The organism is Pseudomonas sp. TE4620, assembly GCF_056279045.1.
In genome coordinates, this window is the sequence record NZ_JBWBQO010000001.1 from 751,135 (window position 1) to 777,055 (window position 25,921).

Here is a 25,921-nt window from a genome sequence, read left to right on the forward strand (position 1 = left end):
GGACCGCCCGGCAGCGCGCCGGGCGGTTTGCTGTCAGAAGTAGTAGCCGATGTTGATGTTGGTGCGGTAGTACCAGTCGTTGCTGCCGACCGAGTTGGTGCTGGTCCAGCCCGTGCCGTTCTCGGCGCCGCCAAAGGGGTTGGCGTTCTTCGCCCAGGTGAAGTCGACCCAGGCCATGATCGGCATGGCCAAAAACTGCGCGCCGACGGTAAACATCTGCGAGTCATCCCAGCCGCTTTTGTCTTTCATCATGCGGCTGTAGTCGTTGTAGACCTTGATCTTCTTCAACTGGCCAAGGCCCGGGGTGAAGATGTCGTAGCCGACGTTGATCGAGCCGATGGTGGCCTTGGAGGCGATCAGGTAGGCCGGGGTCAGGCCGTTGCCGCCCATCAGCACCGAGTCGTTGCTGACGCCGTTGGGGTTCTTCGGATCGTATTCGTAGCGAATCGCCTGGCTGGTAACCGTCCAGTTGCCGGCGTTGACGATCGCATGCACGCCGCCGGCCCAGTAGTCGCCATCGTCACGGGTGGTGGCGTTGTACAGCTCGGCTGCGGCCAGCGAGGCGCCGATTTCGGTTTTCCAGCCGTCACCGCTGAAGGTCCGGGCCACCCGGGCGTTGACCTGGTTGCGCTTCTCGTTGTCCTGGCGTGACTGGGTGAAGGCCACGGCGTTGTCGTCAAGATCGCTGTAACGGCCGACTTCTGGCGAGTAGCGGATGCCGCTGGGCAGCATGCGCGGGAAGTAGCCCAGTTGCAGGTCCCAGTCCTTGTCCTTGTAGCTGTACTTCAGGCCGCTGCCGGCGCTGACGCCATAGCCCATGAAAAACGGGATGTGGTAACTCCAGCCGAACTGCGGGTAGGGCTCAAGGCCAAAGGGTTTGAACGGTGCGCCCAGTTGCACGTTGGAATTGGCATTGAAGCGATAACCGACGTAGCCTCGGTCGATCGAGCGCTTGCCGTCGTCCTGGAACCAGTAGCCGATGTCGCTGAACAGTTGCTTGTGGGTGGCCTGGACATCCAGGCGAAAGGTGTCGAAGAGAAAGCGCCCGTTGTTTTCGGTGGTGTCCCAGTGCTCATCGCGGTAGTTGACCCGCAGCGCGCCGCCGATATCCAGCGAACTCTGGCCGTCGTCACTGCGCCAGGCAATGTGCGGGAAGGGTTTTTTCAGCGCTGGCGGCTGGTCCGGCGCCGCCGGGCCGGGCTCGGAAGCGAAACTGGTGGCGCTGCCAAGCATCAGGCCCAGGCTTATCACGTACTTGTTCATATCAATGCCCCGCAAGGTTGAGCAGTTTCTCTGGGCAACAGCTGTCCGCCGCCTGGAATCAGGCGTTAAGCGAAAGTCAGCGGTGCCGCATCGGTAGGTTTGTTATTGTTTTATAGGTGGCACGTTGTTTTTATTTGAACTCGAGAGGTAAAGAGCAGGAACTGTGCCAGTGCTGAGGAGTGACTGTTGTTTTAATAAATATGATGTAAAACAATTATTTATATCTGAAACGCCTTAATTCGTGCCGTGGGTGAAACAGCGTGGTGTTTAAGTAACAGGGGTGGGCAATGGCAGTGCGGTTTAACTGCACAGCGCGCGTTGACAGTGCGTGGGTTGTTTTATCAATGAATAAGTAATTGACTGTTTTGGGGCCACCGGACCTGCGAAAGCCGCGCAAAAAAAAAGCCGGCACACCCGGTGCCGGCCAATTGCGCGTGTTGCAACAGTTACAGATCAAGCACCATGCGCCGGCTCTTGCAGCCCGAGACACAGACCATCATCGATGTGTTCGCCGCCCGTTCGGCCTTGGTCAGCACGCCATCGCGGTGGTCGATGTCACCTTCCAGCACCCGGGCTTCGCACGAGCCGCACACCCCTTCGCGGCAGCTGTACTCGATATCGCAGCCGGCTTCGAGCAGCACGTCGAGCAGGTTCAGCCCAGGCTCGACGCTCAGGGTCTTGCCGGACTTTTTCAGTTCGACGCTGTAGCTGTCCTGGGCATCTTCCGAGGGCGGCAGTTCGGCGGCGGTGAAGCGTTCGATATGCGCATGAGGGTAACCGAGGCTTTCGCAGGTGCTCTCGAAGGCATCGAGCATCGGCGTCGGGCCGCAGCAGTAGAAGTGCGTATCGCCGGGCTGCCCGGCCAGGTAATGGGTCAGGTCGGGTGCCGCGTTCTTCTCGTCGTTGAAATGGTAGAGCACCTTGGCATCGACCCCGCTGAGCTCTTCCAGCAGCGCCGCTTCCTTACGCGAGCGGGCGCAGTAGATCAGCTCGGCGGATTTGCCCAGCGCCAGCAACTGGCGAAACATGCAGTAGATCGGCGTGATGCCGATGCCGCCGGCCACCAGCACGTTGTGGCTGGCGTGCGGGTCGAGGGCGAAGTTGTTGCGCGGTTGCGAGATGTGCAGTTGCGTGCCAACCCGCAGTTGCTCATGGACGAACGCCGAGCCGCCGCGGCTGTTGCGATCGCGCAGAATGCCGACCACGTAACGGCCCTGGTCGCTCGGCGAGTTGAGCAGTGAGTAGCTGCGCACCAGGCCATTGGGCAGGTGCAGGTCGATGTGCGAGCCGGCTTCGAACGGCGCGAACACGGTGTCGCCCCAGGGGCGCAGTTCGACGCTGATGATGCCTTCGGCTTCGTGGCGCAGGGTGTGCACCAGCGCGGTGATGGTAGAGGAGTTGGACATCGGTCACCTCAAGGGCGCAGTGCGCAAGTCAATGTCGAGCCGGGCGCTGGCTTCGATTTCCACCACCAGTTCGGGGAACACCAGGGCGCTCACCTGAACCAGGGTGGAGGTGGGGTAGCAGGCAAAGCCTTGGAAGAAGTCGCGGCGGGCGCGAGCGACTTCATCCTTGTCGGCAATGTCGGTGAGGTACAGCGTCAAGCGGTAGAGATTGCCGATGTGCCCGCCTGCAGCTTCCACCAGGGCGCGGATCTTGTTCAGTACCACCAGGGTCTGCGCGTAGGCATCCAGCGGCGCGCCGCACTCGGTGGCCTGGCGGGTGGCGGGATGGCCGGTCATGCCGGACATCACCAGCTCGTTGCCCAGCAGCAGGGCGTTGGACCAGCTGGCAGTGGCCAGCTCGGTCACCGCCTGTGCCTGGATACGTTGCACGGGCAGGTTCATCACAGTTGCTTCGCTTCGATCAGCGCCAGTTGCTCCTTGGCCTTGCCCTTGAGGTAGCGGCGCAGGCGCACCACACCGAGGTCATGCTGATAGAGGTTCTCGCGCTGGTTGGCGTCGAACTCCATGAACTCCAGCAGCACCCGGTCCTGCTCCAGCACTGCCCAGTGGCGGGCTTCCAGGCGGTTCTTGTAGAGGAAGCGCCAGGTGTCGCGCTGCCAGCCGGTCAGTGGCCGCGCGCGCCAGTGGAACACTGCCGAGAGGCTGCGGCTGCTCGGGGTGTAGCTGCCGATGATGGTGAAGTTGCCGCCCGGGCCGCCGGTCTTCGGGTAAGGGATTTCCAGGCGCAGCCAGTGGCAGCCGTTGTCGAGGAATTCGGTCCAGTCGAAGTTGACCCCGCGCTGGCCTTCCTTCTCGAAGAAGAAACCCTGCTCGGTATCGCGGGTGACGAACTTGGCGGTGGCTTCGCCTTCGCTCATCGAGTGCGACATCTTGTGCAGGTAGGTGCCGTGCATCGGGTCCATGACGTTGTCGAGCACGTAGCGGTAGTCGCCTTGCCACTCGGTGTAGCAGAGGAAGCTGCTCCACTCGGGCGAGGTCAGTTGCTCGGGCAGCACCAGCTCTGGCGGGGTGTCCAGGTGCGGGTCGGTGGCGTTGAACAAAAAGATCGCCCCGGCCGCCTCGCGGGTGTGGAACATGCGCGTCGGGCGGCTGCCTTCGAGCTTGCAGCCAGGGCTGCCGGGGACCTTGGTCACGGTGCCGTCGCAGCGCACTTCGACGCCGTGGTACGGGCACTGCAGGCGGTCGCCCAGCACCGGGCCCTGGGACAGCGGCGCGCCGCGATGCGGGCAGTGGTCTTCGAGGGCATGCACGCTGCCATCGTTGTCGCGCCACAGGGCGATCTTGTAGCCCAGGCGGCGCACCGACAGCGGCTTGTCGCCAAGCAGCCCGGAGGGCAATACGGGAAACCAGAGGTCTTTGAGGCCGTTGGCCAGGTGGTTCTCAACAGGATCGACGGTGAATTGCATATTCATCTTGTTTTACCTCCGGCGGGTCATGCGCCCAGCCGCGCCATCAGGGTTTTATAGGAGTCTTCGGTCCACTCGCCGCGGGTCAAGGGGCAAGGCGGCCCGGCCAGGTTCAGGTGCGCCAGCAGCTCGGGCAGCTGGGTGATGCCGTTGCCGTAGGCGCGCTCGATGGAATCGCCGAGCAGTTCTTCGAACGGGGTGTTGGGCCGTTTGCGCGCCTGATGGGGCTCCAGGTAGCGTGGGGTGTTGCTCATGTCATTGACCTCCATTGCGAACCCGTTCGCGGATCATTTCGCGGACCGGGACAAAGTCGTACGTCGGGTAGCATTCGGTGCGGAACACGCCCCAGGCGGCGCGCTCCAGTTCCACATTGACCTTGCCGAGCAGGCTCGGCGGCAGGCGCAGGGTGACGATCTGGCCAAGGCCCATGGCCACGGTCCAGGACACCAGCTCGACGCCGGCCGGCGGGAAGCTGTCCCACCAGCCCATCTGCTTCATGTGCGCCTGGATCTGTTCCAGGTTCTTCGACTGGTCGTGCCTGAGCACCACCGTCAGTTGCATCGTCTCGCTCATGCTTGGGCCTCAGGCGGCGCTGGCGGTAGGCACGGTCCAGGCGTCGTAGCCGTAGACCCAGTCGGCGTTGCCGCCGGCCTTGAGCCACTGGTTGCCGCGTGAACCGATCTGGATCTGGCTGGTGCGCTCCAGGCGCGACCGTTGGTAACCCTGCAGGGCGCTGGCGATCTGCGCCGGGCTGGTGACACCGTGCAGATGACGGGCCAGCACCACCGCGTCTTCGATGGCCTGGCCGGCGCCCTGGGCCATGAACGGCATCATCGGGTGGCAGGCGTCACCGAGCAGGGTGATGGCGCCCTCGGACCAGTACGGCAGCGGGTCACGCTCGTACAGCGCGGTCTTGAGGACTTCGTCGCAGGCGTCGAGCAGCGCCCGGGCGTCGGCGTGGAAGTCCTGGTAGTGACTGCGCAGCTCGGCGGCGTCGCCAGCAGTGGTCCAGGACTCCAGGTGCCAGCTGTCCTGGGCGGTGGTGGCGAAGATGAAGATGTCGCGGCCCTGGTTCAGCGGGAAGGTGACGATCTGGCTCTGCGGGTTGGGGCCCCACCATTTGGTGAAGGCCTGGATGTTCGGTACATGCGCTACACGCTCGGCCGGGACCACGGCGCGGTAGGCGACCACGCCGGTAAAGCGCGGCTGCTCCTCACCGAACAGGGCATTGCGCACCACCGAGTGAATGCCGTCGGCGCCGATCAGCAGGTCGGCGCGATGGCGGCTGCCATCCTTGAAGCGCAGCTCGACGCCGTCGGCATCCTGCAGCACCTGCTCGGCGCGCTTGGCGAACTGCACGTTGTGCAGCGGGAACACATCGGCCAGGGCCGCCAGCAGGTCGGCGCGGTGAATGGTCAATTGCGGTGCGCCGTACTGGCTTTGCGCGGCGTCGGCCATTTCCAGGCGCGAGGTTTCTTCGCCTGTGTCCCACATACGGCTGATGCGGTGGGTCGGGCGCGCGGCCGGAATGCGTACGGCGGGGCCGACGCCGAGGCCATCGAGGGCGCGCACGGCGTTGGGGGTGAGGTTGATGTCGGCACCGACCCGCAAAAACGCCTTGGACTGTTCGAAAACCGTGACCTGGTGACCGGCCTGGCGCAGGGCGATGGCGGCGGTGAGGCCGCCGATACCGGCACCGTTGATGGCGATGTTCAACGAAGACATGGACAACTCCTGCTCAGGGTTTGGGTTTGTCGGTAAGGAACTTGCCTTGCGGCGCCTCGACATGCTGCTGGCGCCGGGTATTGCCATCGATGCCGCCGGCAATCGCCCATTCGGCAAACACCGTCGGGCCCGGCTCGAACTCGCGCGGCTGCCATTCGCCGGTCAGCTGGTCTTCGTCGGCGTAATACTCGACCAGGGCGCCGGCCGGGTTCTTGAAGTACCAGAAGAACGCCGACGACACCGGGTGGCGGCCCGGGCCGATCTCGGTGGCCCAGCCACTGCGCGAGATGTGCATGCCGCCGCCGAACACTTCGTGCAGGTCGCGCACGGTGAAGGCGACGTGGTTCAGACCGGCGCGGGGGGCCGGCAGCTGGAGCATGAACAAATCGTGGTGGCCGCCTTCCTCGGCGGTGCGCAGGAACGCGCCGCGGTTGGGGTAGCGGTCCGAGGCCTGGAAGCCGAAGCGCTCGTGGTAGAAGGCTTCGCAGGCATTCACATCCTTGACGAAGAACACCACGTGGCCGACTTCGATCGGCGTGGCGCGCTCATACACCGGCGCCGGCTTGTTGATCCGGCCCTTGGTCTGCCAGGTGTTGTGGCCGCTGCACTCGATGTCCAGTGCGCGCTTGCGGGTCACCTGCAGGCGGATCGCCAGGCCGTTGGGGTCGGTGCAGCCGATGCGCCCGTTGCCTTCGACAAAGCCCGGGTCGTTGGCGATGCGCTGGCTGTACAGGGCGAGGTCCGCTTCGCTTTCCACGCCCCAGACCACTTCACGCACGGTCGAGCCCGGCTCGATCGCCGCTGGCAGGCCGGGCTTGTTGATGTCGGCCAGTACCACCCGGCAGCCGTTGAGGGTTTCGAAGACCACCTCGTCGGCCTGTTCGCTGACCTTGTCCAGGCCCCAGTCGCTGAAGAAGCGCACGCAGGTGTCGAGGTCTTCGACGCCGTAGGTGACTTCATCGATGCCCAATACGCTCATGGCCTTGCCTCCACACCGGCCCAGGCCAGTGGTTGTTCGTTCATGCCCCAGTAGAGGCTTTTCTGTTCCATGTACTGCAGGATCCCCAGGCGGCCTTTTTCACGACCCAGGCCGCTGTCACGCCAGCCGCCGAACGGGGTGGCGATGGAGAACTGCTTGTAGGTGTTGATCCACACCGTGCCGGCCTGGATCTTGCGGCCCAGGGCCCAGGCGCGCTTGTAGTCGCGGCTCCAGATGCCGGCGGCGAGGGCGTAGAGGCTGTCGTTGGCCTGCTCGATCAGCTCTGCCTCGCTGTCGAACGGCAGCGCCACCAGCACCGGGCCGAAGATTTCTTCCTGGCAGGTCTGCTGGCTGTTGCGCAGGCCTTCGAGGATGGTTGGCGGGTAGAAGTAGCCCTGATCAAACAGGCCGCCAGTCGGGCGTTGGCCGCCGAGCAGCAGGCGGCCACCTTCGGCCAGGCCCAGGGCCACGTAGCGCTCCACCGACTCGCGGTGCGCGGCGCTGATCAGCGGGCCCATTTGCGTGGTTTCGTCCGCCGGGTCGCCCAGGCGCAAACGCGCAGCGCCTGCGACCAGGCGCTGCATGAACGGCTCGTACAGGGCGCGGGCAACGAACAGCCGCGAACCGGCAATGCAGGCCTCCCCCGAGGAGCTGAAAATGCCATACAGCACCCCGGCCACGGCGTGATCGAGGTCGGCGTCATCGAGGACGATGGTCGGCGACTTGCCGCCCAGTTCCAGCGACACCGGCATCATCTTGTCGGCGGCGATGTGGGCGATGTGCTTGCCGGTCTTGGTCCCGCCGGTGAACGACACACGCTTGATCAGCGGGTGCTGCGTCAGCGCATCACCGAGCAATGAGCCCTTGCCCGGCAACACGCTGACCAGGCCCTTGGGCAAGCCTGCGTCCTCGCAGATCTGCGCCAGTTGCAGGGCCAGCAGCGGGGTGATTTCTGCCGGCTTGATTACCACCGCATTGCCGGCGGCCAGGGCCGGGGCGACCTTTTGCGCTTCGCTGGCAATCGGCGAGTTCCACGGGGTGATAGCCGCGACCACGCCCATGGGTTCGTAGACGCTCATGCTGACGAAGTCGCCGCGCGACGGGGTGATGGTCTCTTCCAGGGTTTCGCAGGCGGCGGCGAAAAACTGGAAAGTACCGGCGGCGCTGGCCACCAGGGCGCGGGTTTCGTTGATCGGCTTGCCGTTGTCCTGGCGTTGCAATTGCGCCAGTTCTTCGCTGCGCTGGCGGATCAGTTCGCCGATGCGGTACAGCACGGCGGCGCGTTCGTGCGGCTTGCGCTGGGCCCAGCCGCTGTTGAGGAAGGCCTGGTGGGCGCCTTGCACGGCGTCTTCGACATCCTCGAGGCTGGCGGCGTTGAGCCAGGCCACCGGCTCGCCGGTGGCCGGGTAGCGCGTGGCGTAGCGCTCACCGCCGCCCAGGCGCCAGGTGCCGGCAATGCAGATAGGTAGAGTCTGTTCCAGCGTCATCGACGTTCCCCTAGATGGAAATAGCATGGGCGTGGTTGCCCAGGGCACGGACCACGCTGTAGACGGTCAGCGCCGAGGTTTTCGGGTTGGCCTGCAGCGGCTTGCCGCGCAGGCTCATCTCGAAACCGCCGAAGGCACCACGGGCTTCGAAGTGGTGGACGTTCTCTTCGCTGAGCGGGTCGGCAATCAGTGTCACTCGCGTGCGGTCCAGGCCCAGCCCTGCCAGCGACAAGGTGGCGGCGACGTTGGCGTTCTTCGGGTACAGGCGCGCAGCTTCGCGGGCGCTGCCTTCGAAGATCACCGTGGCCTGGTCGATGGCGTCCAGGTTGCAAACCTCTTCGGCCGGGGTGTTCTTCCAGGCCCTGGCCGGTTTGCGCCCGGTGTAGTCGACCGAATCCAGGCCGCCGACCTTGGCCGCCGACAGCGCATCGATGCCGCCGATGGCGCCGGGCAGCAGCTCGATGCGGGTGTTGCCACGGGCGGCGGCGGCCTCCAGGCGCTCGACCAGGCCCAGCTCCGACAGCGCACCGACCGAGACGATCAGGCAGGCGATGCCGCGCTCCAGTGCCGGCAGCACGTGCTCCTCGATTGCCTTGTGCCCGGCGCATTCCACCAGCAAATCCGGGCGGGCGTCGGCGGGCAGGGCGGTGAGCACCTGTGGCGGGCGCTTGAAGCTGGCCAGGCGCTGTTGCACCAGGGCTTCGGAACCGGCCGAGGCGATCACATGCTCGACGCGCAGCTGCGCATCGTTCTCCAGCAGTTCCAGCACCGCGACGCCAATGGCGCCGCAGCCGATCATGGTGATATTGAGCATGCGCAAGTCCTCAGGCCGTGGCTTTCTGGGCTTTGGTTTCGCTGTTGGGGGGACCGGCGAACTGGGTGGCAAAGCCGCCGACGCTGAGCATGTCGACTTCCAGCAAAAACGGCCCGCCCTGGCTCAGGGCGTTGTCCAGCACCGCGCCGAAGTCCTTCAGGTCGCTGACCAGGCCATGGCGCAGGCCGATCGATTCGGCCAGCTTGGTGTAGTCCGGGGTGTGCAGTTCGACATAGGCGTGGCGGGCGCCGTAGATGGCGTCCTGGATGTTGCGGATCACCCCGTAGCGCTGGTCGTTCATCAGCAGGATCACCACATTGGCTTTCTCTTGCACCAGGGTCGCCAGCTCACCGAGGTTGAGGATGAAACCGCCGTCGCCAGCCAGGGCGAAGACCTTGCGCTGCGGGTCGGTTTCCGCCGCTGCCACCGCCGCGCCAATGCCCATGGCCAACCCTTGGCCGATGCCGCCACCGAGGGCATGCACGCCGGCCAGCGGGTGGTAGAGGTTGAGCAGGCGGTTGCCCCAGATGCTGTTGGACAGGGTCACGTCGCGCACCCAGGAGAAATTGCGCCCGGTCAGCCCCTGCAGTTGTTCGACCATCGCCGAGTACGGGCCGAGGTCGGCCACCAGCTGCGCGCGCGATTGCGTGCGGACGGCCTTGAGCTCGCCGATGAAGTTCGGGTCGATGTTCAGGCGGCCTTCAAGGCGGTCGGCCAGGCCATCGAGGGCCAGGGCCGAGTCGCCGAAGATGAACAGCTCGCTGGAGTAGCTGCGCCCTTCGATGGCCGGGTTGGCATCGATGCGCAGGGTGGTGCGCGGCAGCTTCAGGGCGTACTTGAAGGTCTCGTTGCTGCGCAGGCGCGAACCGGCCACCACCAGCGCATCGCAGCTTTGCAGGAAACCTTCGACCAGCTTGTTCTGCGAGAAGGCGCCGAGGCAACGCTCGTCGTCTTCGTTGACTACGCCGCGACCCTGGGTCGAGGTGATCACGCCAACGCCCATGTCCAGTAGACGCTTGACCTGCGCCCCGGCGTGGCGGGCACCGCCGCCGAGCCACAGTAGCGGGCGGGTGGCGCTGGCCAGGCGTTCGGCGACCAGGTCGAGGGCTTCCGGCGCCGGCACGGCAACCGGGATCGGCAGCGGCGACAGGTCGCTCGGCATGGGGATGAAGGTCGACTGGATATCGATCGGGATCTCGACGCTGACCGGGCCGGTGGGCGCGGTCAGGGCGGTCTGCACGGCGAGCTTGAGGGTGCTCAGCGCGGTCTCGACACTGCGCACGCGAAAGGCCGCCTTGGACACCGCCTTGAGCATGGTCAACTGGTCGCGGGCTTCGTGGATGTAGGCGAAGTCCTGATCCAGGTACGGCGTTTCGATCTGCCCGGTGATGTGCAGCAGCGGCGTGCCGGCGGTCAGTGCTTCGACCAGCGCCCCGGCGGCGTTGCCGGCAGCGGTGCCGGTGGACGTCAGGCACACGCCCAGGCCACCGGTGGTGCGGGCGTAGGCATCGGCCATGTTGGTCGCGCCGGCTTCGCCACGGGCCATGACGAAGCGGATGTTGCCACGTACGGCGAAAGCATCGAGGATCGGCATGTTGTGGATCGAGATCACGCCGAAGGCGGCCTTGACCTCGCATTGTTCGAGGAACGCGGTGATGGCAGCGCCAACGGTGACAGTGTTTTCATTACGCATGGCGGGACAGGCCTCCAGAAACATCGATATGGCTGCCAGTGGTGTAGGCCGACAGGGGCGAAGCCAGGAACAGGATCGCTTGGGCTGCTTCTTTGGGCAGGCCCAGGCGCCCCAGGGGAATGTGTTTGCGTTGCGCCAGTTGCGCGGTCCATTGCGACCAGTCCAGATCGCGCTCTTCGCGGGCCTCGAAGCGCCGGCGCCACTGGCCGGATTCGACCAGGCCGATAAGGATGCCGTTGACCCGGATGCCCTGTTCGGCGAACTCGGTGGCCATCGAGCGCACCAGGTTCTTAAGGCCCGCACGTGCTGCCGAGGTGGCGACCATGTGCGGCTCCGGCTGGCTGGCCAGCAGCGAGTTGACGCAGACGATCGAAGCGCCGGCCTGGCCTTGCAGTTGGGGGAGGAAGGCGCGCACCGGGTAGATCACCGAGAAGAATTTCAGCTGCAGCTCTTCGCTCCAGGCTTCATCAGTGGTGTCGGCGAAGGTCGAGACCCGGCCTTGACCGGCGTTGTTGATCAGCACCTGGGCCGGGCCGAGGGCGGCCAGGCTGGCGGCAGCGAATGCGTTGACTGACGCGGCATCCAGCACATCACAGGCTTGAGCCAACAGACGCGCATCGGGGAAACGTTCGCGCAGGCGGGCTTCGGCGCTGTTCAAGCGGTCCTGATCGCGACCACAAAAGGCCACTGCCGCACCGGCTTCAAGCAGTTGCTCGACACAGGCCAGGCCAATCCCGGAAGAGCCGCCAGTGACGATGGCGGTGCGCCCGTGCAGTTGATAGAGGTTGCTCATGTCAGTCCCTCATCAGCGCGGTGACGCGGCCGGAGCCAGCGTTTGGCGTGTAGTTGAGCAGGCGCGACAGCTCATCGGCGCTGCCCCGCACATGGCCAAGCAGGCCGTCGAAATTGATGTGCGCAACCTGCACGGTAGGGATGGTCACGCCCATGGCGGCAACCACCCGGCCACTGTGATCGCGCACCGGCGCAGCGATGGTCGAGATCGATGATTCGAAAAAACCTTCGCCGCTGACATAGCCGCGCTGACGGTCGCTCTGCACCAGGTCAAACAGCTCCAGTACGGTTTTCGGTGTGCACGGCGAGTGCTGTTCCAGGTGCTCCTCCGGGTACAGCTCACGCAGCTCGGCCAGGCTCAGGTCTTCAAGGAGGATGCGCCCCAGCACCGTGGCGTGGGCCGGCAGGCGGGTGCCGACGTTGACCGCGCTGGAGAACACCGACGGCGGCGAAACCTTGGCCACGTAGACGATCGAGCGACCGTCACGCACCACCAGGTTGCTCGGGTAATTAAGGTGATCGCACAGCCGCGCCAGCAGCGGTTGACCGAGCTCGGTCAGCTCCAGCGATGCCAGGTACTCGAAGCCCAGGCGCAGTACTGACATGCCCAGGCGGTACTCGTTGCCGCTGCGGGTGACGAAGCCCATGGTTTCCAGGGTGGTCAACAGGCGGAAGATGGTCGAGCGCGGCAGCTCCAGGCGCCGCGCCAGTTCCGGCGCGGTGAGGGTGCGGTTTTGCCGGCTGAATTCACAGAGCAGCAACAGGCCGCGCTCAAGGCCGGGGACGATGTACTTGTCCTGGTTGTCTTTCAACAGATCCGAATCATTCATAGCGCAGTACCTGTCAGGGATTCTTCGAGGGCCCGGGCAAGCAGCGTTGCCACGGCCTCGGGTTGTTCGATCGGGCTGGCGTGGCCGGCCTCGGCAATCAACGCGAACGCTGCCCCCAGGGCCTTGGCCAGGGCCTGGCAGTCCTCGGGGCGGGTGATGCTGTCAGCGGCGCCGCAATGCACTTCGCACGGCACGGCCAGGGCGGCGTAGCGCAGCAGGTCATCGCCACACAGCAACTCGATGGCCTGGCGATAGCCCTGGGGCAGCAGCCGCGCCATGTTCCATTGCACCCAGGCGCGGGCTTCGCTGCTGGCCGCTGGCGAGAGCATGTGTGCGCTGCGCTGGTTGGCCATCTGGGCGATGCCCAGTTGCTCAAGGTTGTGCAGGCGCTGGTTGCGCACCTGTTGCGCCTGCTCGGCACGGGCCGGGTCGCCATAGCCGCGAGCCGGGCTGATCAGCACCAGGCGCCGCACCCGTTGCGGCTGCTGCTGGGCCAGGGCCGCGGCGCTGAGGGCACCGAGGGAATGGCCGACCAGCAGGCAGTCGTCAATCTGCAGCGCATCGAGCAAATGCCGCAGGCGCCGGGCATAGTCCACCGCCTGCGGCGCAGGCTTGGCCAGCGGGCTTGAGTCGCCGTAGCCCGGTGCATCCCAGGCAATCACCCGGGCGTGCTGGCTCAGTTGCAGCGCCACCTGCAGCCAGGACGCGGCGCCCGAGCCAATGCCATGCAACAGCACGATGGCCGGCCCGTGCCCGGCTTCGCGGATCGCCTGGGCGCCGCTTGCCAGTTGCACCAGGCGCTGGGGGAAGCGCTGCTGCAACTGGGCCGCAAGGCCGGCGAGCGAGTGGTCGGTGGCGTGCAACATCGGCTTAACCGCGCTTGATCGAGGCCAGCGGGTGCGCTGGCGGGTAGGTCGGGGTCACCGGCTTTTTCGCGCCGAGCATCACGCACATCAGCGCGTCTTCATCGCCGATGTTGATCTCTTCGCGGTACACGCCCGGCGGTACCGAAATCAGGTCGCGGTCGGTGAGCACAGTTTCGAAGCGCTCGCCGTCTTTCTCGATGATCACCTTGAGCTTGCCGCGCAACACGAAGAACACTTCCTCGACGTCGGTATGGATATGCGGCGGGCCTTCATGACCGGCGGGGATGACCATGGTCGAGAAGGTGAAGTGCTCCGAGGGGATGGTGTTCATGTCGCTGTTGACCCCGGTGCCGCCGGTGCCGACGTAGCGCATTTGCGCGCGGCGGAACTTGGGGTCAAAGTCGGCCTGGAACTTCAGCGCGTCCCAGTCGTACTTGCGGGTTTGGTAGCGGGCGATGCGGGTCTGCATCCAGCCAGCGAGGTCCGAGCCTGCGGGTTGTTCCCAGGTTTTCGCGGTGGCGTTTTGTACGGATAGGTCGGTCATGGGTTTCTCCTTGCTCAAGGCATGACGAACCCGCCGTTGACCGGCAGGGTTTGTCCAGTGATGAAACGCGACAGGTCGGACAGGGCAAACAGCACGGCGCCACTGACGTCTTCTGGCAGTTGCGGGCGCTGAAGCGCCCGTTGTTCGGTGTACAGGCGGTGGCGCGCCTCGGGCACATAGGCGGTGGCCTCGACCAGCACCAGGCCGGGGGCGATGGCATTGACGGTGATGTTGTCAGTGCCAAGTTCACGGGCCAGGCTGCGGGTCATGGCGATGATCGCGCCCTTGCTGGCGACATACGCCAGCAGGTTCGGTGCGCCCCACAGCGGGGTGTCGGAGGCCAGGTTGATCACCGCGCCCTTGGCGCTGGCGCGCAGGGCCGGCAGGCAGGCGCGGGTCATTAGCCAGGTGCCGCGCACGTTTACCTGCATGACCTGGTCCCAGGTGTCGATGTCCAGTTGCTCGCAGGTCTTGCCGCCGGAGTTGGTGATCGAGGCGTTGTTGACCAGGCCGTCGAGGCCGCCGAGCTCGGCAACTGTCTCGGCGACGCAGGCAGTGATCGACTCCGGGTTGCCCAGGTCGAGGGTCACGCCGGTCACCTGCAAGCCTTGCTCGCGCAGCTCGCAGGCGGCCTGCAGCACGCGCTCCTGGAGAATATCGGCGATCACCACGCGGGCACCGGCCTGGCCGATGGCCTGGGCGAAGGCATAGCCCAGGCCACGGGCGCCACCGGTGACCAGCACGCGGCGGCCTTCAAGCATGGTTTTGAATGGGTTCATCATTGGGTACTCAGCATGGCTTTGGGCAGGTAGTGCAGGACGCGTTTCTCGGCCCAGACCACCGCGCCGTAGGCCAGCACGCCAATCAGGGTGAGCATGACGATGGCGACGAAGACCCCGGCGGTGTTGCCCTGGCCTTCAGCGTCGACCAACAGGAAGCCCAGGCCCTGGTTGCCGCCGACCAGTTCGCCGACGGTGACGCCGATCACCGCCAGGGTCGAGGCGATGCGCAGGCCCGAGAACAGCGCGGCCATGGCCGAGGGGAACTCCACCAGGCGGAAGATCTGCCAGCGGCTGGCGTTCATGGTGCGCACCAGGTTGATCATGTCCGGGTCAACGGTACGGATTGCCGAGAGCACGTTGATCATCACCGGGAAGAACACGATGAGGATGGCGATGAGGATCTTCGGGTAGATGGTGTAGCCCAGCCACATCACGAACAGCGGCGCGAAGGCGACTTTCGGGGCGATCTGCAGGGCCAGGATGTACGGCGAGAGCATGGCCTCGGCCGACGGCGACAGGCCCAGCGACACGCCGATGGCCACGCCCAGCAGGGCGCCGAGGCCAAAGCCGACGATGATCTCGAAGGCGGTGATCAGGGTGTGCTGCAGCAGGCCGCTGGACTGCCACATCACCAGGCTTTCCTGGGCCACGCGGCTCAGTTGCGGCATGACGAACTCGGGCATGCCGAGCAGGCCGGGGCCCCACTGCCAGAGCAGCAGGAACAGGATCAGCAGGGCGACGCTGCCGAGCACGGAGGTGTTGAGGTTTCTCATCGGGCTAATACCTTGTTATGCATCCAGGCTTATTGCGCGGCCGTGGTGGTTTCGATGAACTGGTTGCTGTAGAGCTCGTCGAGCTTGGGTTCCTTGGCGACGATGCCTTCGCTGACGTAGAACTTGCGCACTGCGTCCAGGCGCGCCGGGTCGATGCGCCCGAGCACGGTCTGGTTGGCGTAGACGTGCTCGACATACAGGCGCAAGGTTTTCTCCAGCGCCGCTTCCTTGCCGGCGTAGGCCGGCACGGCCTTGGCGAAGGTGGCGGCGGCGGCTTTCGGGTCCTGGATGATGTCGCGCATGCCCTGCAGGGTGGCCTGGACCACGCCGCCGACCACCTGCGGCTGGTTGTTGATGGCGTCGTCCGAGGCGAGGATCGCCTGGGCCATGCTCTCGAAGATTTCGCTCTGCGGAATCAGGCTGATCTTCAGCCCGGCCTCTTCGGCATTCACCACCCAGTCCGGCACCCCGGCCATGGCCTGGGCCTTGTTGGCTGAAAACAGCTGCCACACCCCCGAGGGGCCGGCGGCCTGGATATCGACGTCGGTCTTGTTCAGGCCGGCCTTGCGCAGCGAGGCGAGCAGGGCGTAGTAGGTGGTGTCGGAGTAGGACATCACGGTCAGGGTCTTGCCCTTGAGGTCCTTGATCGACTGGATGTTCTCGCCGGCGTTGGTGGCGATCATGGTCACCCCGCCGGCACCGAGCACCGCCACCGCACGCACTGGAATGCCGTTGGCGCGGACCACGATCGGGGTGTCACCGATGGCGCCGCCGAGCATGGCGTTGCCGGCACCGATCTGCTTGGCGACATCGACTCCGCCCTTGGTGGCGATGAAGGTCAGGTCCAGGTCCCTGGCACGGTAGTAGCCCTTTTCCTTGGCGATGATCCACGGCGCAAAAGCCGGCGAGTTGGGCGGCGCGGGCAGCAGGTAGGTGACCTTGGTCGGCTCTGCCTGGGCGCTGAGCGCCAGGCCAAGGCCCAGGGCGATGACTGAAGCCTGTGCCAGGCGTTGCAGGGACTTGAACATGCGTACTCCTGAATCGGTTGATGGGCCGGTGGCCGTTGATCAATGCAGTTCGGTGTCTTCGCCGACTTTCAGCAGTTCCATCAGGCGCCCGGCCAGCGGGCCGATTTCCGGCAGCTTGCGGCGCTCCAGCGGGTTGTCGCGAAACGGCAGGTCGACAGTGATTTCTTCGATGATGGTGCCGGGGCGGGCGCTCATCACCAGCAGGCGGTCGGACATGGCAATCGCCTCGACCAGGTCATGGGTGATGAACAGCGCGGTTTTCTTTTCTTCGAACAGCATCCGCGCCAGGTCCTGTTGCAGGATCATCTTGGTCTGCGCATCGAGGGCCGAGAACGGCTCGTCGAGGAACAGCACCTGCGGGTCGATGGCCAGGGTCCGGGCCAGGGCGGCGCGCTGGCGCATGCCGCCCGACAGCTGGAACGGGTAGTGGTCGGCAAAGCCTTGCAGGTGGCAGCGATTGAGCAGATCTTCGGCAATCGGCTGGCGCTTGGCGGCGGGCATGCCCTGGATTTCCAGGCCCAGCTCGACGTTGCGGCGGATGCTGCGCCAGGGCATCAAAAGATCCTTCTGCAGCATGAAGGCGACCTTGCGCACCGGCCCGACCACCGCTTCGCCACCGACGAAAACTTCGCCTTCGCTGGGGCGGTAGAGGCCCGAGCCCATGTTGAGGATGGTGCTTTTGCCGCAACCGGACGGGCCGATGATCGACACCACCTCGCCGCGGCGGATCTTGAAGTTCACCTCGCGAATGGCAAAGGGCGCCTCGGCCTTGCCCTTGGCCGGGAAGCATTTACCGACATTGCGAAATTCGATTTCGGTCGGCTCCAGGTCTTCCTTGGAGTGCGGCGTATTCCATTGAGAGGGGATTGCGTACATCTCTTTCACAGCCATTGGGGAAGCTCTCTGGTCTGTTTTATAGGTGATACGCGGTTTAGTGCATGAACAATGCCAAATGTGTATTGGCCCTGTTTTATTTGAAAAGTGCTTATTTATTAGTGAGTTATTGGATTAACAGGAAAACTTGTTTGTTTTATATATGAAACAAGGTTTTCTATATGGCACGAAATTGCACAACAACTGCGCGTGGCAATGGCGGGTGCAATGAAAAGAGGCTTTTTTCGGTAACGCGAGTGAAGGGCTGGTTTCAGGGGTGAAACCAGAAACTGTGGAAGCTGGCTTGGCAGCTCCCACAGGAACAAGCATTAACCTGTCAGGCGCGAGCTGGCTTGAGCACCAGCCACAACGCCACGGCAATCAACAACCCGCCGTACAGGTGCGCCATCGACAGCGGCTCGTCCAGCAGCCAGGCGCCCCACAGCACACCGAAGGCCGGGATCATGAAGGTCACGGTGCTGGATTTGACCGGGCCGATCTCGCTGATCAGGCGGAAATACAGGATGTAGGCAAAGGCGGTGCACACCAGCCCCAGGCCCAGCAACGACGCCCACACCTGCCAGCCACCCCAGCTTGCCGGCGGCTGGGTGAGCACGCTGTAGCCAAACAGTGGTAACAGCAGCAAGGTTGCGCCCATCATGCTGCCCAGCGCCGACAGGCGGCTGTCGAGGCCGCCTTGCTGGTCGAGCCAGCGCCGGGCGAGAAAGCCGGCCAGGCCGTAGCACGCGGTCGCCGCCAGGCACGAGAGGGCGCCTTGCAACAGCTTGGCGTCGAACGCCACCGGCCCCGCGCCACTGAGAATGCCAACCCCGAACAGGCCGAGGAAGATGCCGCTGAGCTTGGCCAGGGTCATCGGTTCACGGAACAACAACGCGCCAATCAGCACGCCCATCAGCGGCGTGGTGGCATTGAAGATCGCCGAGTAGCCGGCCGGCAGCACCTGGGCGGCCACTGAATAAAGGGTGGCGGGTATCCCCGAGTTGATCATGCCCAGCACCAGGCAGGCCTTGAGCTTGCCATTGAAGTCCCAGCGCACCCGCAGCAGGGCGAGAATCACCAGCAGGCCGAGGCAGGCGATGGAGACGCGGAAAAACGCCGTCGGCAGGGTGCCGAGCACCGGCGCGATGATGCGCATGAACAGAAAGCTCGCCCCCCAGACAGCAGCAAGAATCAACAGGCGGGATATGGCGATGGGGCTCATGGGGCTCTCCGGGTCCTTTGGGGCAGGGCGCGAGTTTACGTTACATCGCAGCCTGCGCTCTCTCCCTTTCTTGCGCTTGAATTCAGCACCCGGCGAGTTTGGCCGATACAGCCGCGCCAACAGGCTTTCCCTGCCCGTGGCGACTGGCTAAGCTCAGGCTTTGACATTCCCGCAGAGGTCTGACGTATGCCCCAGCAATGGCCGGCCGCCGATATCGCCCGGATGATCCTCGATGGCTTCGACGATTACCGCGAGCATTTCCGCCAGATCACCGACGGCGCCCGCGAGCGATTCGAGCAGGCCCAGTGGCAACAGACCCAGAGCGCCTCGGCGGCGCGCATCAATCTGTATGAGGAAAAAGTCAGCGAGGTCAGCGGCTGGCTGCGCCAGGGCTTCGAGGGCGAGGTGCTGCTCGACGTCGCGCTGTGGCCGCTGGTCAAAAGTGCTTATATAGGCCTGATCGACCCGCGCCTGGACGATGAACTGTCCGAGACCTGGTACAACTCGATCTTCTGCAGCCTGTTCAGCCATGACCTGATCAGCGATGGCTGCATGTTCATCCACACCACCCGGCCCTCGCTGCGCAGCCACGAGCGGGCAGCGCAAACCCGCACCTATCGGCCACAAAGCGGCTTGAGCGCATTGCTGGCGCAGGTGTTTGCCGACTACCGCTTCGATGTGCCGTATGCGGACCTTGCCGGCGACTTGGCACGCCTCGAGGGGCAACTGCGCGAGAACCTGCCGGACTGGGTCTGCAAAGACCCGGCCCTGGCAGTCGAGCTGTTTTCCTCGGTGTTGTACCGCAACAAGGGCGCCTACCTGGTCGGGCGCCTGTACACCCAGGACGAGCAATGGCCGCTGGTGATCCCGCTGCTGCACCGCGAGGGCCACGGCATCGAGGTCGACGCGCTGATCACCGATGAAGCCGAGGTGTCGATCATCTTCTCCTTCACCCGTTCCTACTTCATGGTCGATGTACCGGTGCCGGCCGAGTTCGTCGGCTTTCTCAAGCGCATCCTGCCGGGCAAGCACATCGCCGAGCTGTACACCTCGATCGGCTTCTACAAACACGGCAAGTCGGAGTTCTACCGGGCGCTGATCAACCACCTGGCCGGCACCGATGACCGCTTCATCATGGCCCCGGGCGTGCGTGGCATGGTCATGAGCGTGTTTACCCTGCCGGGCTTCAACACCGTATTCAAGATCATCAAGGACCGCTTCTCGCCGTCGAAGAACGTCGACCGCGCCACGGTGATCGAAAAGTACCGGCTGGTAAAAAGCGTCGACCGCGTCGGGCGCATGGCCGATACCCAGGAGTTCTCCGATTTTCGTTTCCCCTTGAGCAAGTTCGAGCCCGAGTGCCTGGCCGAACTGCTGGAAGTGGCGCCGTCTACCGTTGAAGTGCACGGCGACACCGTGCTGATCCGCCACTGCTGGACCGAGCGGCGCATGACCCCGCTCAACCTCTACCTGGAAAACGCCAACGACGCCCAGGTACGCGAGGCCCTGGAAGACTACGGCCTGGCCATCAAGCAACTGGCGGCGGCGAACATCTTCCCCGGTGACATGCTGCTGAAGAACTTTGGCGTTACCCGGCACGGGCGGGTGGTGTTCTACGACTACGACGAAATCTGCTTTCTGACCGAGGTCAACTTCCGCTATATCCCGCCGCCGCGCACGCCGGAGGATGAAATGGCCTCAGAGCCCTGGTACTCGATCGGCCCGCTGGACGTGTTCCCCGAGGAGTTTCCACCGTTTCTGTTCGCCGATAGCGGCCAGCGCCGGTTGTTCAACCAGCTGCACGGCGAGTTGTACGACGCCGACTACTGGAAGAGCCTGCAGGCGGCGATCCGCGGCGGCAAAGTGATCGATGTGTTCCCGTACCGGCGCAAGTGCCGGGAAGGCTGAACAACATCGCGGGTCAAGCCCGCTCCCACAGGAATGAGGGTGAATCTGTGGGAGCGGGCTTGCCCCGCGATCGAGCGCGTAGCGGTCGTATGCCAGGCAACTCCTGGTTTGCTGGCTGTACTGGCCTCATCGCGGGTCAAGCCCGCTCCTACCGTTGAATGCGGCCGCTACCCCTTCAAGCACTTCAACTCACTGAAACTCTGGCGCACCTGCGCAAGCTTCTGCTCCAGGTGCTGGCGCTGTTGTTCGCTGCTCTGCGCCATCACATCCACCAACAAGCGCCGCGCCTCCTGCTCGGTGCGCTGGAAGGCGATCCGGTACTCCGGGGTCCACAGGCTTTCGCGCTTTTTCAGGAGGATCTCCAGGCGTGGCTCGAAGCTGTCGCTGTGGCGCTGGTCCATGGCTGCGCTGAACTGTGCCTGCCAATGGGCGCGGTTGGCGATCCACTGGCGGTTCTGCTCGCCCAGTCCCTGGGACCAGGTCATGACTCGAAGTTTTTGCTGCGGGCTGAGCTCGCCCAGCCAGGTGCTCAAGCGTTTTTCCATACGCTCGGCACGGCGTTCGATCTGCCGCGCCAGTGGGGTATTGACGTATTTGGCCTGGCGTTCGCGAATGTCGTCAGCAAAGGCTTCGCGCATTTCCCGCACTTGCTCGTCATCCATGCTGCGCAACAGTTCGGCGGCCGACGGAGTGATCTGGTCGGCGACCTTGGCAATCGCCTGCCGGGCTTCTTCAGTGCGTACCTGCAACTGCTGGTCGGTTATCGCATTGCGGGCGACCATCGCCTGAATTTCGTCGATCCAGGTCAGGTAGCCGGGCAGTTGCGTGCGGCAATGCCAGGCCAGTTGCTGTTTGAGCCGTTCATTGAGCCAGGTTTTTTGCTGGCGATTCATGCTCAGGTAGTCGTTGAGCGACCAGGGCACCAGCATGTCGAGGTTGCGGTAGGCCAGGTCGATACGGTTGCAGGCGACCACCAGCAAGGCCGATATCACCAGCAACAGAACGGTGCGCAGGTACTTGGACAGGCAGGCGTACATGAGCGAATCCTTGCGAAGGCTTGCTTGTCTTTATAGAACAGGGCTGGCCTGTGCGGTTCATTTTGCTGACAGGCCGTCATCGGCGACCGGGCGCAATCGCCGCGTGAGGTGTAGAATGCCCCGCTCGCAACGAGGATTTCCGGAAATGGCTTTAGTTGGGCGTTACAACACTTTGCAAGTGGTCAAGCACACAGACTTCGGTCTGTACCTGGACGGCGGGGCGGACGGCGAAATCCTGCTGCCCAACCGTTACATCCCCAAGGACACGCCCACCGAGGTCGAAGACTGGCTGAACGTCTTCATCTACCTCGACAGCGAAGACAAGCTGATCGCCACCACGGAAAAGACCAAGTTGCAGGTCGGCGACTTCGCCAGCCTCAAGGTCAAGGAAATCAACAGCATCGGCATCTTCCTCGATTGGGGCCTGCCCAAAGACCTGCTGATGCCGTACTCCGAAGAAAAGCGCCAGATGAAGGCCGGCGAGTACTGCGTGGTGCATGCCTACCTCGACAAGCGCACCCGCCGCATCACTGCAACCGCGCGCCTGGACCGCTACCTGGACAAGGTGCCGGCCAACTATAAGGTCGGCCAGGAGGTTGATTTGCTGGTGGTCGAAGAAACCCCGATGGGCTTCAAGGCGATCATCAACAACAAGCACTGGGGCCTGATTCACAAGAACGAGGTGTTCAAGTTCCTGCGTTCGGGCAAGCAGGAGAAGGGCTACATCAAAGAGCTGCGCAGCGACGGCAAGATTGCCCTGAGCCTGCAGCCCATCGGCCAGGACCTGGCCAACAGCCTGCACGACAAGATCCTCGCCAAGCTCAAGGACGCCAACGGCGTGCTGCCGGTCAGCGACAAGAGCGACCCGCAGTTGATCAGCGATCTGTTCGGGGTCAGCAAGGGCAACTTCAAGAAGGCCATCGGTGCCTTGTACAAGGATGGCCGTATCGTCATCCACGCCGACCGCATCGAACTGGCTTGATCAGACCTGCTTGAAGCCTGCAAAGCTCAGGTTCTCACCGCCTGGGCGCAGGTCTTTGAGCAGCGAGTCGCGATCGGCGCTCAGCGCCAGGCTGATGGTCGAGCGACGCTTGCCCGGGTGGCGCACTTCCATTTTTTCCTGATGGGCCTGCAGGTAGTTCACCGGCACCTTCAAATGCTGCAGCTCGTCGGTTTCGGGGGTGTGCAGCAGCAGGTTGACCCAGTCGGGCTGGCCCTTGCGCAGCAGTTTCACCGGCACATCGAACCACCACAGGCTGCGCTTGGTGTCGAGCACGGCAAACAGGGTGTTGTCGCTGTTGAGCACGGGGCGTTCCAGTTCCTGGTTGCGGCGGGCGATGGCGGTGGGCTTGTCGAGTTTCATGCAGGTTCCTACGGGTGACGCTTGAAAGGTCGCTTATTGTGCTGGCAACGCGATGAAACATAAAGCGACGTTGCTCGCTGGCCTCTCTATTGCCCCTGCGCGCTCGACAGGCGGCCGCCGAAAATAATTGAAACTCTCGCAAGCGGCCACGGGTCCACAGACTGTCGACTCTGACAGCGTGTTATTTCCCCTTCAGGAGAACTCCCATGAGTGGCACTAAAGATAAAGTCAAAGGCATGGCCAATGAGGCTGTTGGCAGCATCAAGCAAGGTGTCGGCAAAGTGACCGACAATGATCGTCTGCGCGCCGAAGGCGAACTGCAGGAGCGCAAAGGCGAAGCCCAGCAAGTGGTCGGCAAGGTCAAGGATGCCGTGAAGAAGCCTTGAACCCTGTGAGCAGGGCGGGACGACGGCCATCCTCGGGTGGCCGTTGTGCTATCTGCAGCAATCAATCGCAACTTTGAGGCGATCGTCGATTAGACTTCAGGACGTACCTGTCAGATGAGTGTGTGAGGAGCCCGCCCATGAACCTCGAGCGGCGAAAGGAGACGCTATGATTTTTCCCGACCTGCGCGGCTTGCCGTTGCACCGTGTGCTGGTGCGCACGGTCAAGGAATTTCTCGATGACGAGATGTCCACCTATGCCTCGGCGCTGGCCTACCAGATGCTGTTCTCGCTGTTCCCCTTCCTGCTGTTTTTGATCGCCCTGATCGGTTTCCTGCATTTGCCCGACTTCTTCTCCTGGCTGCGCCTGCAGTCGGAACTGGTGTTGCCGCCCCAGGCGCTGGAGCAGGTCAACCCGGTGATCGACCAGTTGCAGCAGTCCAAGGGCGGCTTGCTCTCGGTGGGTATCGTCATTGCCCTGTGGACCGCTTCAGCCGGCGTGCGGCTGATGATGAGCGCCATGAACGCCGCATATGATGTGGTCGAAGGGCGCCCAGTGTGGAAGCGCATTCCGCTGTCGGTGATCTACACCGTCGGTATCGCCGGCATGCTTCTGGCGGCCGCCGCGCTGATGGTGCTGGGGCCGCAGGTGATGGAATGGATTGCCGCGCAGATCGGCATGCAGGAGTTCATCGTCACCTTGTGGACGGTGCTGCGCTGGCCGGCGATCATCATTCTGATGATGGTCGCGGTGGCGCTGATCTATTACGTGATGCCCGATGTGAAGCAGAAGTTTCGCTTCATTACCCCGGGTTCGGTGCTGGCGGTGGTGGTGTGGATCATCGCCTCGTTGGGCTTTGGTTATTACGTCAAGACCTTCGCCGACTACAACGCCATGTACGGCAGTATCGGTGCGATCATTGTCCTGCTGTTGTACTTCTACATTTCTGCTGCCGTACTGCTACTGGGCGCGGAGATGAACGCGGTGATCGAGCATATGTCCGAGGAAGGCAAGGACCCTGGCGAAAAAGACTTTGATGGCGTGGCCCCTGAGCATGATAAAAAGCATGTATCCGGGCTGGGCCGTGATCACTCCCTCGATCATGAAACCACGCCTGCCAGCGAACCCCTGAGTCGAAGCCAGCATGATTCATGACATCCTGAAAATGGGCGATGAGCGCTTGTTGCGCATCGCCCCGCCGGTGCCGGCGCACATGATCGGCAGCGCCGAGCTTGAGCGGCTGATCGCCGACATGTTCGAAACCATGGAGCATGTCGGCGGCGTTGGCCTGGCCGCGCCGCAGATCGGCATCGACCTGCAACTGGTGATCTTCGGCTTCGAGCGCAGCGAGCGCTACCCGGATGCCGAGGCGGTGCCGCGAACCATTTTGCTCAACCCGCTGATCACGCCCTTGGGCACCGAGGTCGAGGATGGCTGGGAAGGCTGCCTGTCGGTGCCGGGCCTGCGTGGCGTGGTGCCACGCTACCAGCGGATTCGCTACGAAGGCGTCGACCCCCAGGGCCAGCCCATCGTGCGCAACGCCGAAGGCTTTCATGCGCGGGTGGTGCAGCATGAGTGCGATCACCTGATCGGCCGCCTGTACCCCTCGCGCATTCACGACTTCAGCCGCTTCGGCTATACCGAGGTGCTGTTCCCCGGGCTGGACCCGGCCAGCGACGACTGAACCCGCACCATCGCCAGCAGCGGCTTGCTTTGCTGGTAGCGCTGCAGGCGCTCGGCCAGTGGCGCAGGCAGGGCGTCGGTGCTGGTGAAGGCCTGGTGGGCGTAGAAGCTTGCCAGGTCCGGGTGACAGAACAGCCAGATATTGCCTTGCAACTCAGCCAGCGCCGCGTCGATCAAGCGCCCGGCGAGCTGTTGGCCGCGCCAGGCGGGGGCAACGAACAAGCCGGTCAGCCAATGGCCGCCGGGCACTTCACTCAGGCACAAGGCGGCGACGATTTCCTCGGCTCGGGCCACCCAAAGTCGACCCTGGGCCGCTGCGCGCATGGGCGAGCCGTGGTTTCGATAGAATTTATTCAGCAAGGGCCGCTCGGGCGCAAGCAATGGGCAGTAGCGTAAACGGGTCACAGGTTTGATCTGGCAATGGCTCTACCCCGGGCTTTTACACCGCAAGGCAATTAATGTCGAGGGGCTTGCCTCGGGGTTATTGTTGCACAAGCGGTAACAGTGATTGTCCGGCTTCGTGATTTAACGGCCTGAAGTACCTTGTAAACTAACCACATCCCACAGAATAAGTTGTAGTGGGGTCGGGTCTTCGTGTTATGTCCCATCGCTTGATATAACAACTTCTCCGCGCCCTTATTGGCAAATGAAGTCAATCGATTAGTTTGATTGCTTTGCAGGCCTATTATCATGAAACGTTTAATTGCAGTTGCCCTGGTTGCTGTTTCTTCGTTCGCCCTGGCGGATGAAATCAATACCGCCGCGGCGCAACCGGTTGTCGAGCAGTACGACTACAGCACCAACCTGGATATCGCCAAGGTCATCAGCCTGTCGACCATTCCCAATGTCTGTGAAGTGGTACCGGCAACCATGACCTACGAAGACCACCAAGGTCAGCGCCACATCATCGAATACCGCGCCATGGGCGACGGCTGCAGCAACGGCTGATACCGTTCGGCGCCTCTGGGTTGCGCATTGCAGGGCTTGAGCTAGGGTCAAACGG

General features: G+C 63.7%; 29 protein-coding genes. 6 read left to right on the forward strand and 23 right to left on the reverse strand.

All coding sequences use genetic code 11. From position 1 onward, the window contains the following. Nucleotides 1–33: 33 nt before the first annotated feature. The 20 genes from ACZ9A3_RS03590 to ACZ9A3_RS03685 form a co-directional block, all read right to left on the reverse strand. Nucleotides 34–1,263 (reverse strand): hypothetical protein, encoded by a 1,230-nt coding sequence (locus ACZ9A3_RS03590; RefSeq protein ID WP_476252148.1) that lies wholly within the window; start codon nucleotides 1,261–1,263, stop codon nucleotides 34–36. Between the two features lie 446 nt (nucleotides 1,264–1,709). Beyond that, on the reverse strand, nucleotides 1,710–2,669 hold the full coding sequence (locus ACZ9A3_RS03595) for a PDR/VanB family oxidoreductase (protein WP_476252149.1): 960 nt from the start codon (nucleotides 2,667–2,669) through the stop codon (nucleotides 1,710–1,712). A 3-nt stretch (nucleotides 2,670–2,672) separates the two neighbouring features. Next, nucleotides 2,673–3,110 (reverse strand): Rid family hydrolase, encoded by a 438-nt coding sequence (locus ACZ9A3_RS03600; protein WP_476252150.1) that lies wholly within the window; start codon nucleotides 3,108–3,110, stop codon nucleotides 2,673–2,675. Next, nucleotides 3,110–4,141, reverse strand: a complete 1,032-nt coding sequence (locus tag ACZ9A3_RS03605) for an aromatic ring-hydroxylating oxygenase subunit alpha (protein WP_093386150.1) — start codon at nucleotides 4,139–4,141, stop codon at nucleotides 3,110–3,112. Before ACZ9A3_RS03605 ends, ACZ9A3_RS03600 begins: the two co-directional genes overlap by 1 nt. 20 nt (nucleotides 4,142–4,161) lie before the next feature. Continuing rightward, nucleotides 4,162–4,389 carry a recombinase-like helix-turn-helix domain-containing protein gene (locus ACZ9A3_RS03610; RefSeq protein ID WP_045193456.1) on the reverse strand — a complete coding sequence of 76 codons (228 nt, stop codon included), beginning with the start codon at nucleotides 4,387–4,389 and terminating at the stop codon, nucleotides 4,162–4,164. Between the two features lies 1 nt (nucleotide 4,390). Beyond that, nucleotides 4,391–4,708: a hypothetical protein gene (locus ACZ9A3_RS03615; RefSeq protein WP_045193455.1), complete on the reverse strand. Its 318-nt coding sequence runs from the start codon at nucleotides 4,706–4,708 to the stop codon at nucleotides 4,391–4,393. 9 nt (nucleotides 4,709–4,717) lie between these two features. Beyond that, nucleotides 4,718–5,860 (reverse strand): FAD-dependent monooxygenase, encoded by a 1,143-nt coding sequence (locus tag ACZ9A3_RS03620; RefSeq protein ID WP_258596938.1) that lies wholly within the window; start codon nucleotides 5,858–5,860, stop codon nucleotides 4,718–4,720. A gap of 13 nt (nucleotides 5,861–5,873) precedes the next feature. Continuing rightward, nucleotides 5,874–6,839 (reverse strand): VOC family protein, encoded by a 966-nt coding sequence (locus tag ACZ9A3_RS03625; protein ID WP_045193452.1) that lies wholly within the window; start codon nucleotides 6,837–6,839, stop codon nucleotides 5,874–5,876. Further along, nucleotides 6,836–8,326: an aldehyde dehydrogenase gene (locus ACZ9A3_RS03630; protein ID WP_258596940.1), complete on the reverse strand. Its 1,491-nt coding sequence runs from the start codon at nucleotides 8,324–8,326 to the stop codon at nucleotides 6,836–6,838. Before ACZ9A3_RS03630 ends, ACZ9A3_RS03625 begins: the two co-directional genes overlap by 4 nt. A gap of 10 nt (nucleotides 8,327–8,336) precedes the next feature. Beyond that, complete coding sequence (locus ACZ9A3_RS03635) at nucleotides 8,337–9,140, reverse strand: aspartate dehydrogenase (RefSeq protein ID WP_045193450.1); 804 nt, start codon at nucleotides 9,138–9,140, stop codon at nucleotides 8,337–8,339. A 10-nt stretch (nucleotides 9,141–9,150) separates the two neighbouring features. Then, entirely contained in the window at nucleotides 9,151–10,833 is a 1,683-nt protein-coding gene (locus tag ACZ9A3_RS03640) for a thiamine pyrophosphate-binding protein (RefSeq protein WP_476252151.1), read from the reverse strand. Further along, nucleotides 10,826–11,626 carry an SDR family oxidoreductase gene (locus tag ACZ9A3_RS03645; RefSeq protein ID WP_093386124.1) on the reverse strand — a complete coding sequence of 267 codons (801 nt, stop codon included), beginning with the start codon at nucleotides 11,624–11,626 and terminating at the stop codon, nucleotides 10,826–10,828. Before ACZ9A3_RS03645 ends, ACZ9A3_RS03640 begins: the two co-directional genes overlap by 8 nt. Nucleotide 11,627: 1 nt before the next feature. Beyond that, on the reverse strand, nucleotides 11,628–12,455 hold the full coding sequence (locus ACZ9A3_RS03650; RefSeq protein ID WP_045193445.1) for an IclR family transcriptional regulator: 828 nt from the start codon (nucleotides 12,453–12,455) through the stop codon (nucleotides 11,628–11,630). Then, the gene (locus ACZ9A3_RS03655; RefSeq protein WP_045193444.1) at nucleotides 12,452–13,321 is read right to left on the reverse strand and encodes an alpha/beta fold hydrolase; all 870 of its coding nucleotides are present in this window, start codon (nucleotides 13,319–13,321) and stop codon (nucleotides 12,452–12,454) included. Before ACZ9A3_RS03655 ends, ACZ9A3_RS03650 begins: the two co-directional genes overlap by 4 nt. Before the next feature lie 4 nt (nucleotides 13,322–13,325). Beyond that, nucleotides 13,326–13,865, reverse strand: coding sequence for a cupin domain-containing protein (locus tag ACZ9A3_RS03660; RefSeq protein ID WP_093386119.1), 540 nt, complete (start codon nucleotides 13,863–13,865; stop codon nucleotides 13,326–13,328). A gap of 14 nt (nucleotides 13,866–13,879) precedes the next feature. After that, entirely contained in the window at nucleotides 13,880–14,644 is a 765-nt protein-coding gene (locus ACZ9A3_RS03665) for an SDR family oxidoreductase (RefSeq protein WP_093387658.1), read from the reverse strand. Further along, complete coding sequence (locus ACZ9A3_RS03670; RefSeq protein ID WP_045193442.1) at nucleotides 14,644–15,420, reverse strand: ABC transporter permease; 777 nt, start codon at nucleotides 15,418–15,420, stop codon at nucleotides 14,644–14,646. The genes ACZ9A3_RS03665 and ACZ9A3_RS03670 overlap by 1 nt, the downstream gene beginning before the upstream one ends. Nucleotides 15,421–15,449: 29 nt before the next feature. Continuing rightward, on the reverse strand, nucleotides 15,450–16,448 hold the full coding sequence (locus tag ACZ9A3_RS03675; protein ID WP_476252152.1) for an ABC transporter substrate-binding protein: 999 nt from the start codon (nucleotides 16,446–16,448) through the stop codon (nucleotides 15,450–15,452). A 39-nt stretch (nucleotides 16,449–16,487) separates the two neighbouring features. Continuing rightward, the gene (locus ACZ9A3_RS03680) at nucleotides 16,488–17,324 is read right to left on the reverse strand and encodes an ABC transporter ATP-binding protein (protein WP_045193440.1); all 837 of its coding nucleotides are present in this window, start codon (nucleotides 17,322–17,324) and stop codon (nucleotides 16,488–16,490) included. 334 nt (nucleotides 17,325–17,658) lie between these two features. Then, nucleotides 17,659–18,543, reverse strand: a complete 885-nt coding sequence (locus ACZ9A3_RS03685; RefSeq protein WP_123565889.1) for a DMT family transporter — start codon at nucleotides 18,541–18,543, stop codon at nucleotides 17,659–17,661. Nucleotides 18,544–18,729: 186 nt separating this feature from the next. Here ACZ9A3_RS03685 and aceK point away from each other — a divergent pair, with 186 nt between their 5' ends. Beyond that, nucleotides 18,730–20,451, forward strand: a complete 1,722-nt coding sequence (aceK, locus tag ACZ9A3_RS03690; protein WP_045193438.1) for a bifunctional isocitrate dehydrogenase kinase/phosphatase — start codon at nucleotides 18,730–18,732, stop codon at nucleotides 20,449–20,451. 167 nt (nucleotides 20,452–20,618) lie between these two features. Here the strand turns inward: aceK and ACZ9A3_RS03695 are convergent, their stop codons facing one another. Then, nucleotides 20,619–21,488 carry a DUF6279 family lipoprotein gene (locus ACZ9A3_RS03695; protein ID WP_093386102.1) on the reverse strand — a complete coding sequence of 290 codons (870 nt, stop codon included), beginning with the start codon at nucleotides 21,486–21,488 and terminating at the stop codon, nucleotides 20,619–20,621. 145 nt (nucleotides 21,489–21,633) lie between these two features. Between ACZ9A3_RS03695 and ACZ9A3_RS03700 the strand changes: the two genes are divergently transcribed. Then, on the forward strand, nucleotides 21,634–22,470 hold the full coding sequence (locus ACZ9A3_RS03700; protein WP_045193436.1) for a CvfB family protein: 837 nt from the start codon (nucleotides 21,634–21,636) through the stop codon (nucleotides 22,468–22,470). Here ACZ9A3_RS03700 and ACZ9A3_RS03705 read toward each other — a convergent pair whose 3' ends face one another. Further along, nucleotides 22,471–22,851, reverse strand: a complete 381-nt coding sequence (locus ACZ9A3_RS03705) for a hypothetical protein (RefSeq protein ID WP_038996550.1) — start codon at nucleotides 22,849–22,851, stop codon at nucleotides 22,471–22,473. A gap of 206 nt (nucleotides 22,852–23,057) precedes the next feature. On the opposite strand from ACZ9A3_RS03705, the gene ACZ9A3_RS03710 reads away from it, so the two are divergent. The 3 genes from ACZ9A3_RS03710 (at nucleotide 23,058) to def (ending at nucleotide 24,919) form a co-directional block, all read left to right on the forward strand. Then, nucleotides 23,058–23,237 (forward strand): CsbD family protein, encoded by a 180-nt coding sequence (locus tag ACZ9A3_RS03710; protein ID WP_476252153.1) that lies wholly within the window; start codon nucleotides 23,058–23,060, stop codon nucleotides 23,235–23,237. Nucleotides 23,238–23,403: 166 nt separating this feature from the next. Then, entirely contained in the window at nucleotides 23,404–24,390 is a 987-nt protein-coding gene (locus ACZ9A3_RS03715; protein WP_093386097.1) for a YihY/virulence factor BrkB family protein, read from the forward strand. Continuing rightward, entirely contained in the window at nucleotides 24,380–24,919 is a 540-nt protein-coding gene (gene def, locus ACZ9A3_RS03720; RefSeq protein WP_093386093.1) for a peptide deformylase, read from the forward strand. The genes ACZ9A3_RS03715 and def overlap by 11 nt, the downstream gene beginning before the upstream one ends. Here the strand turns inward: def and ACZ9A3_RS03725 are convergent. Then, nucleotides 24,871–25,242: a GNAT family N-acetyltransferase gene (locus ACZ9A3_RS03725; protein WP_093386089.1), complete on the reverse strand. Its 372-nt coding sequence runs from the start codon at nucleotides 25,240–25,242 to the stop codon at nucleotides 24,871–24,873. The two genes, def and ACZ9A3_RS03725, sit on opposite strands and share 49 nt — an antisense overlap. 366 nt (nucleotides 25,243–25,608) lie before the next feature. On the opposite strand from ACZ9A3_RS03725, the gene ACZ9A3_RS03730 reads away from it, so the two are divergent. After that, nucleotides 25,609–25,866: a DUF2790 domain-containing protein gene (locus tag ACZ9A3_RS03730; RefSeq protein ID WP_045193430.1), complete on the forward strand. Its 258-nt coding sequence runs from the start codon at nucleotides 25,609–25,611 to the stop codon at nucleotides 25,864–25,866. The last annotated feature ends 55 nt before the right edge of the window (nucleotides 25,867–25,921 follow it).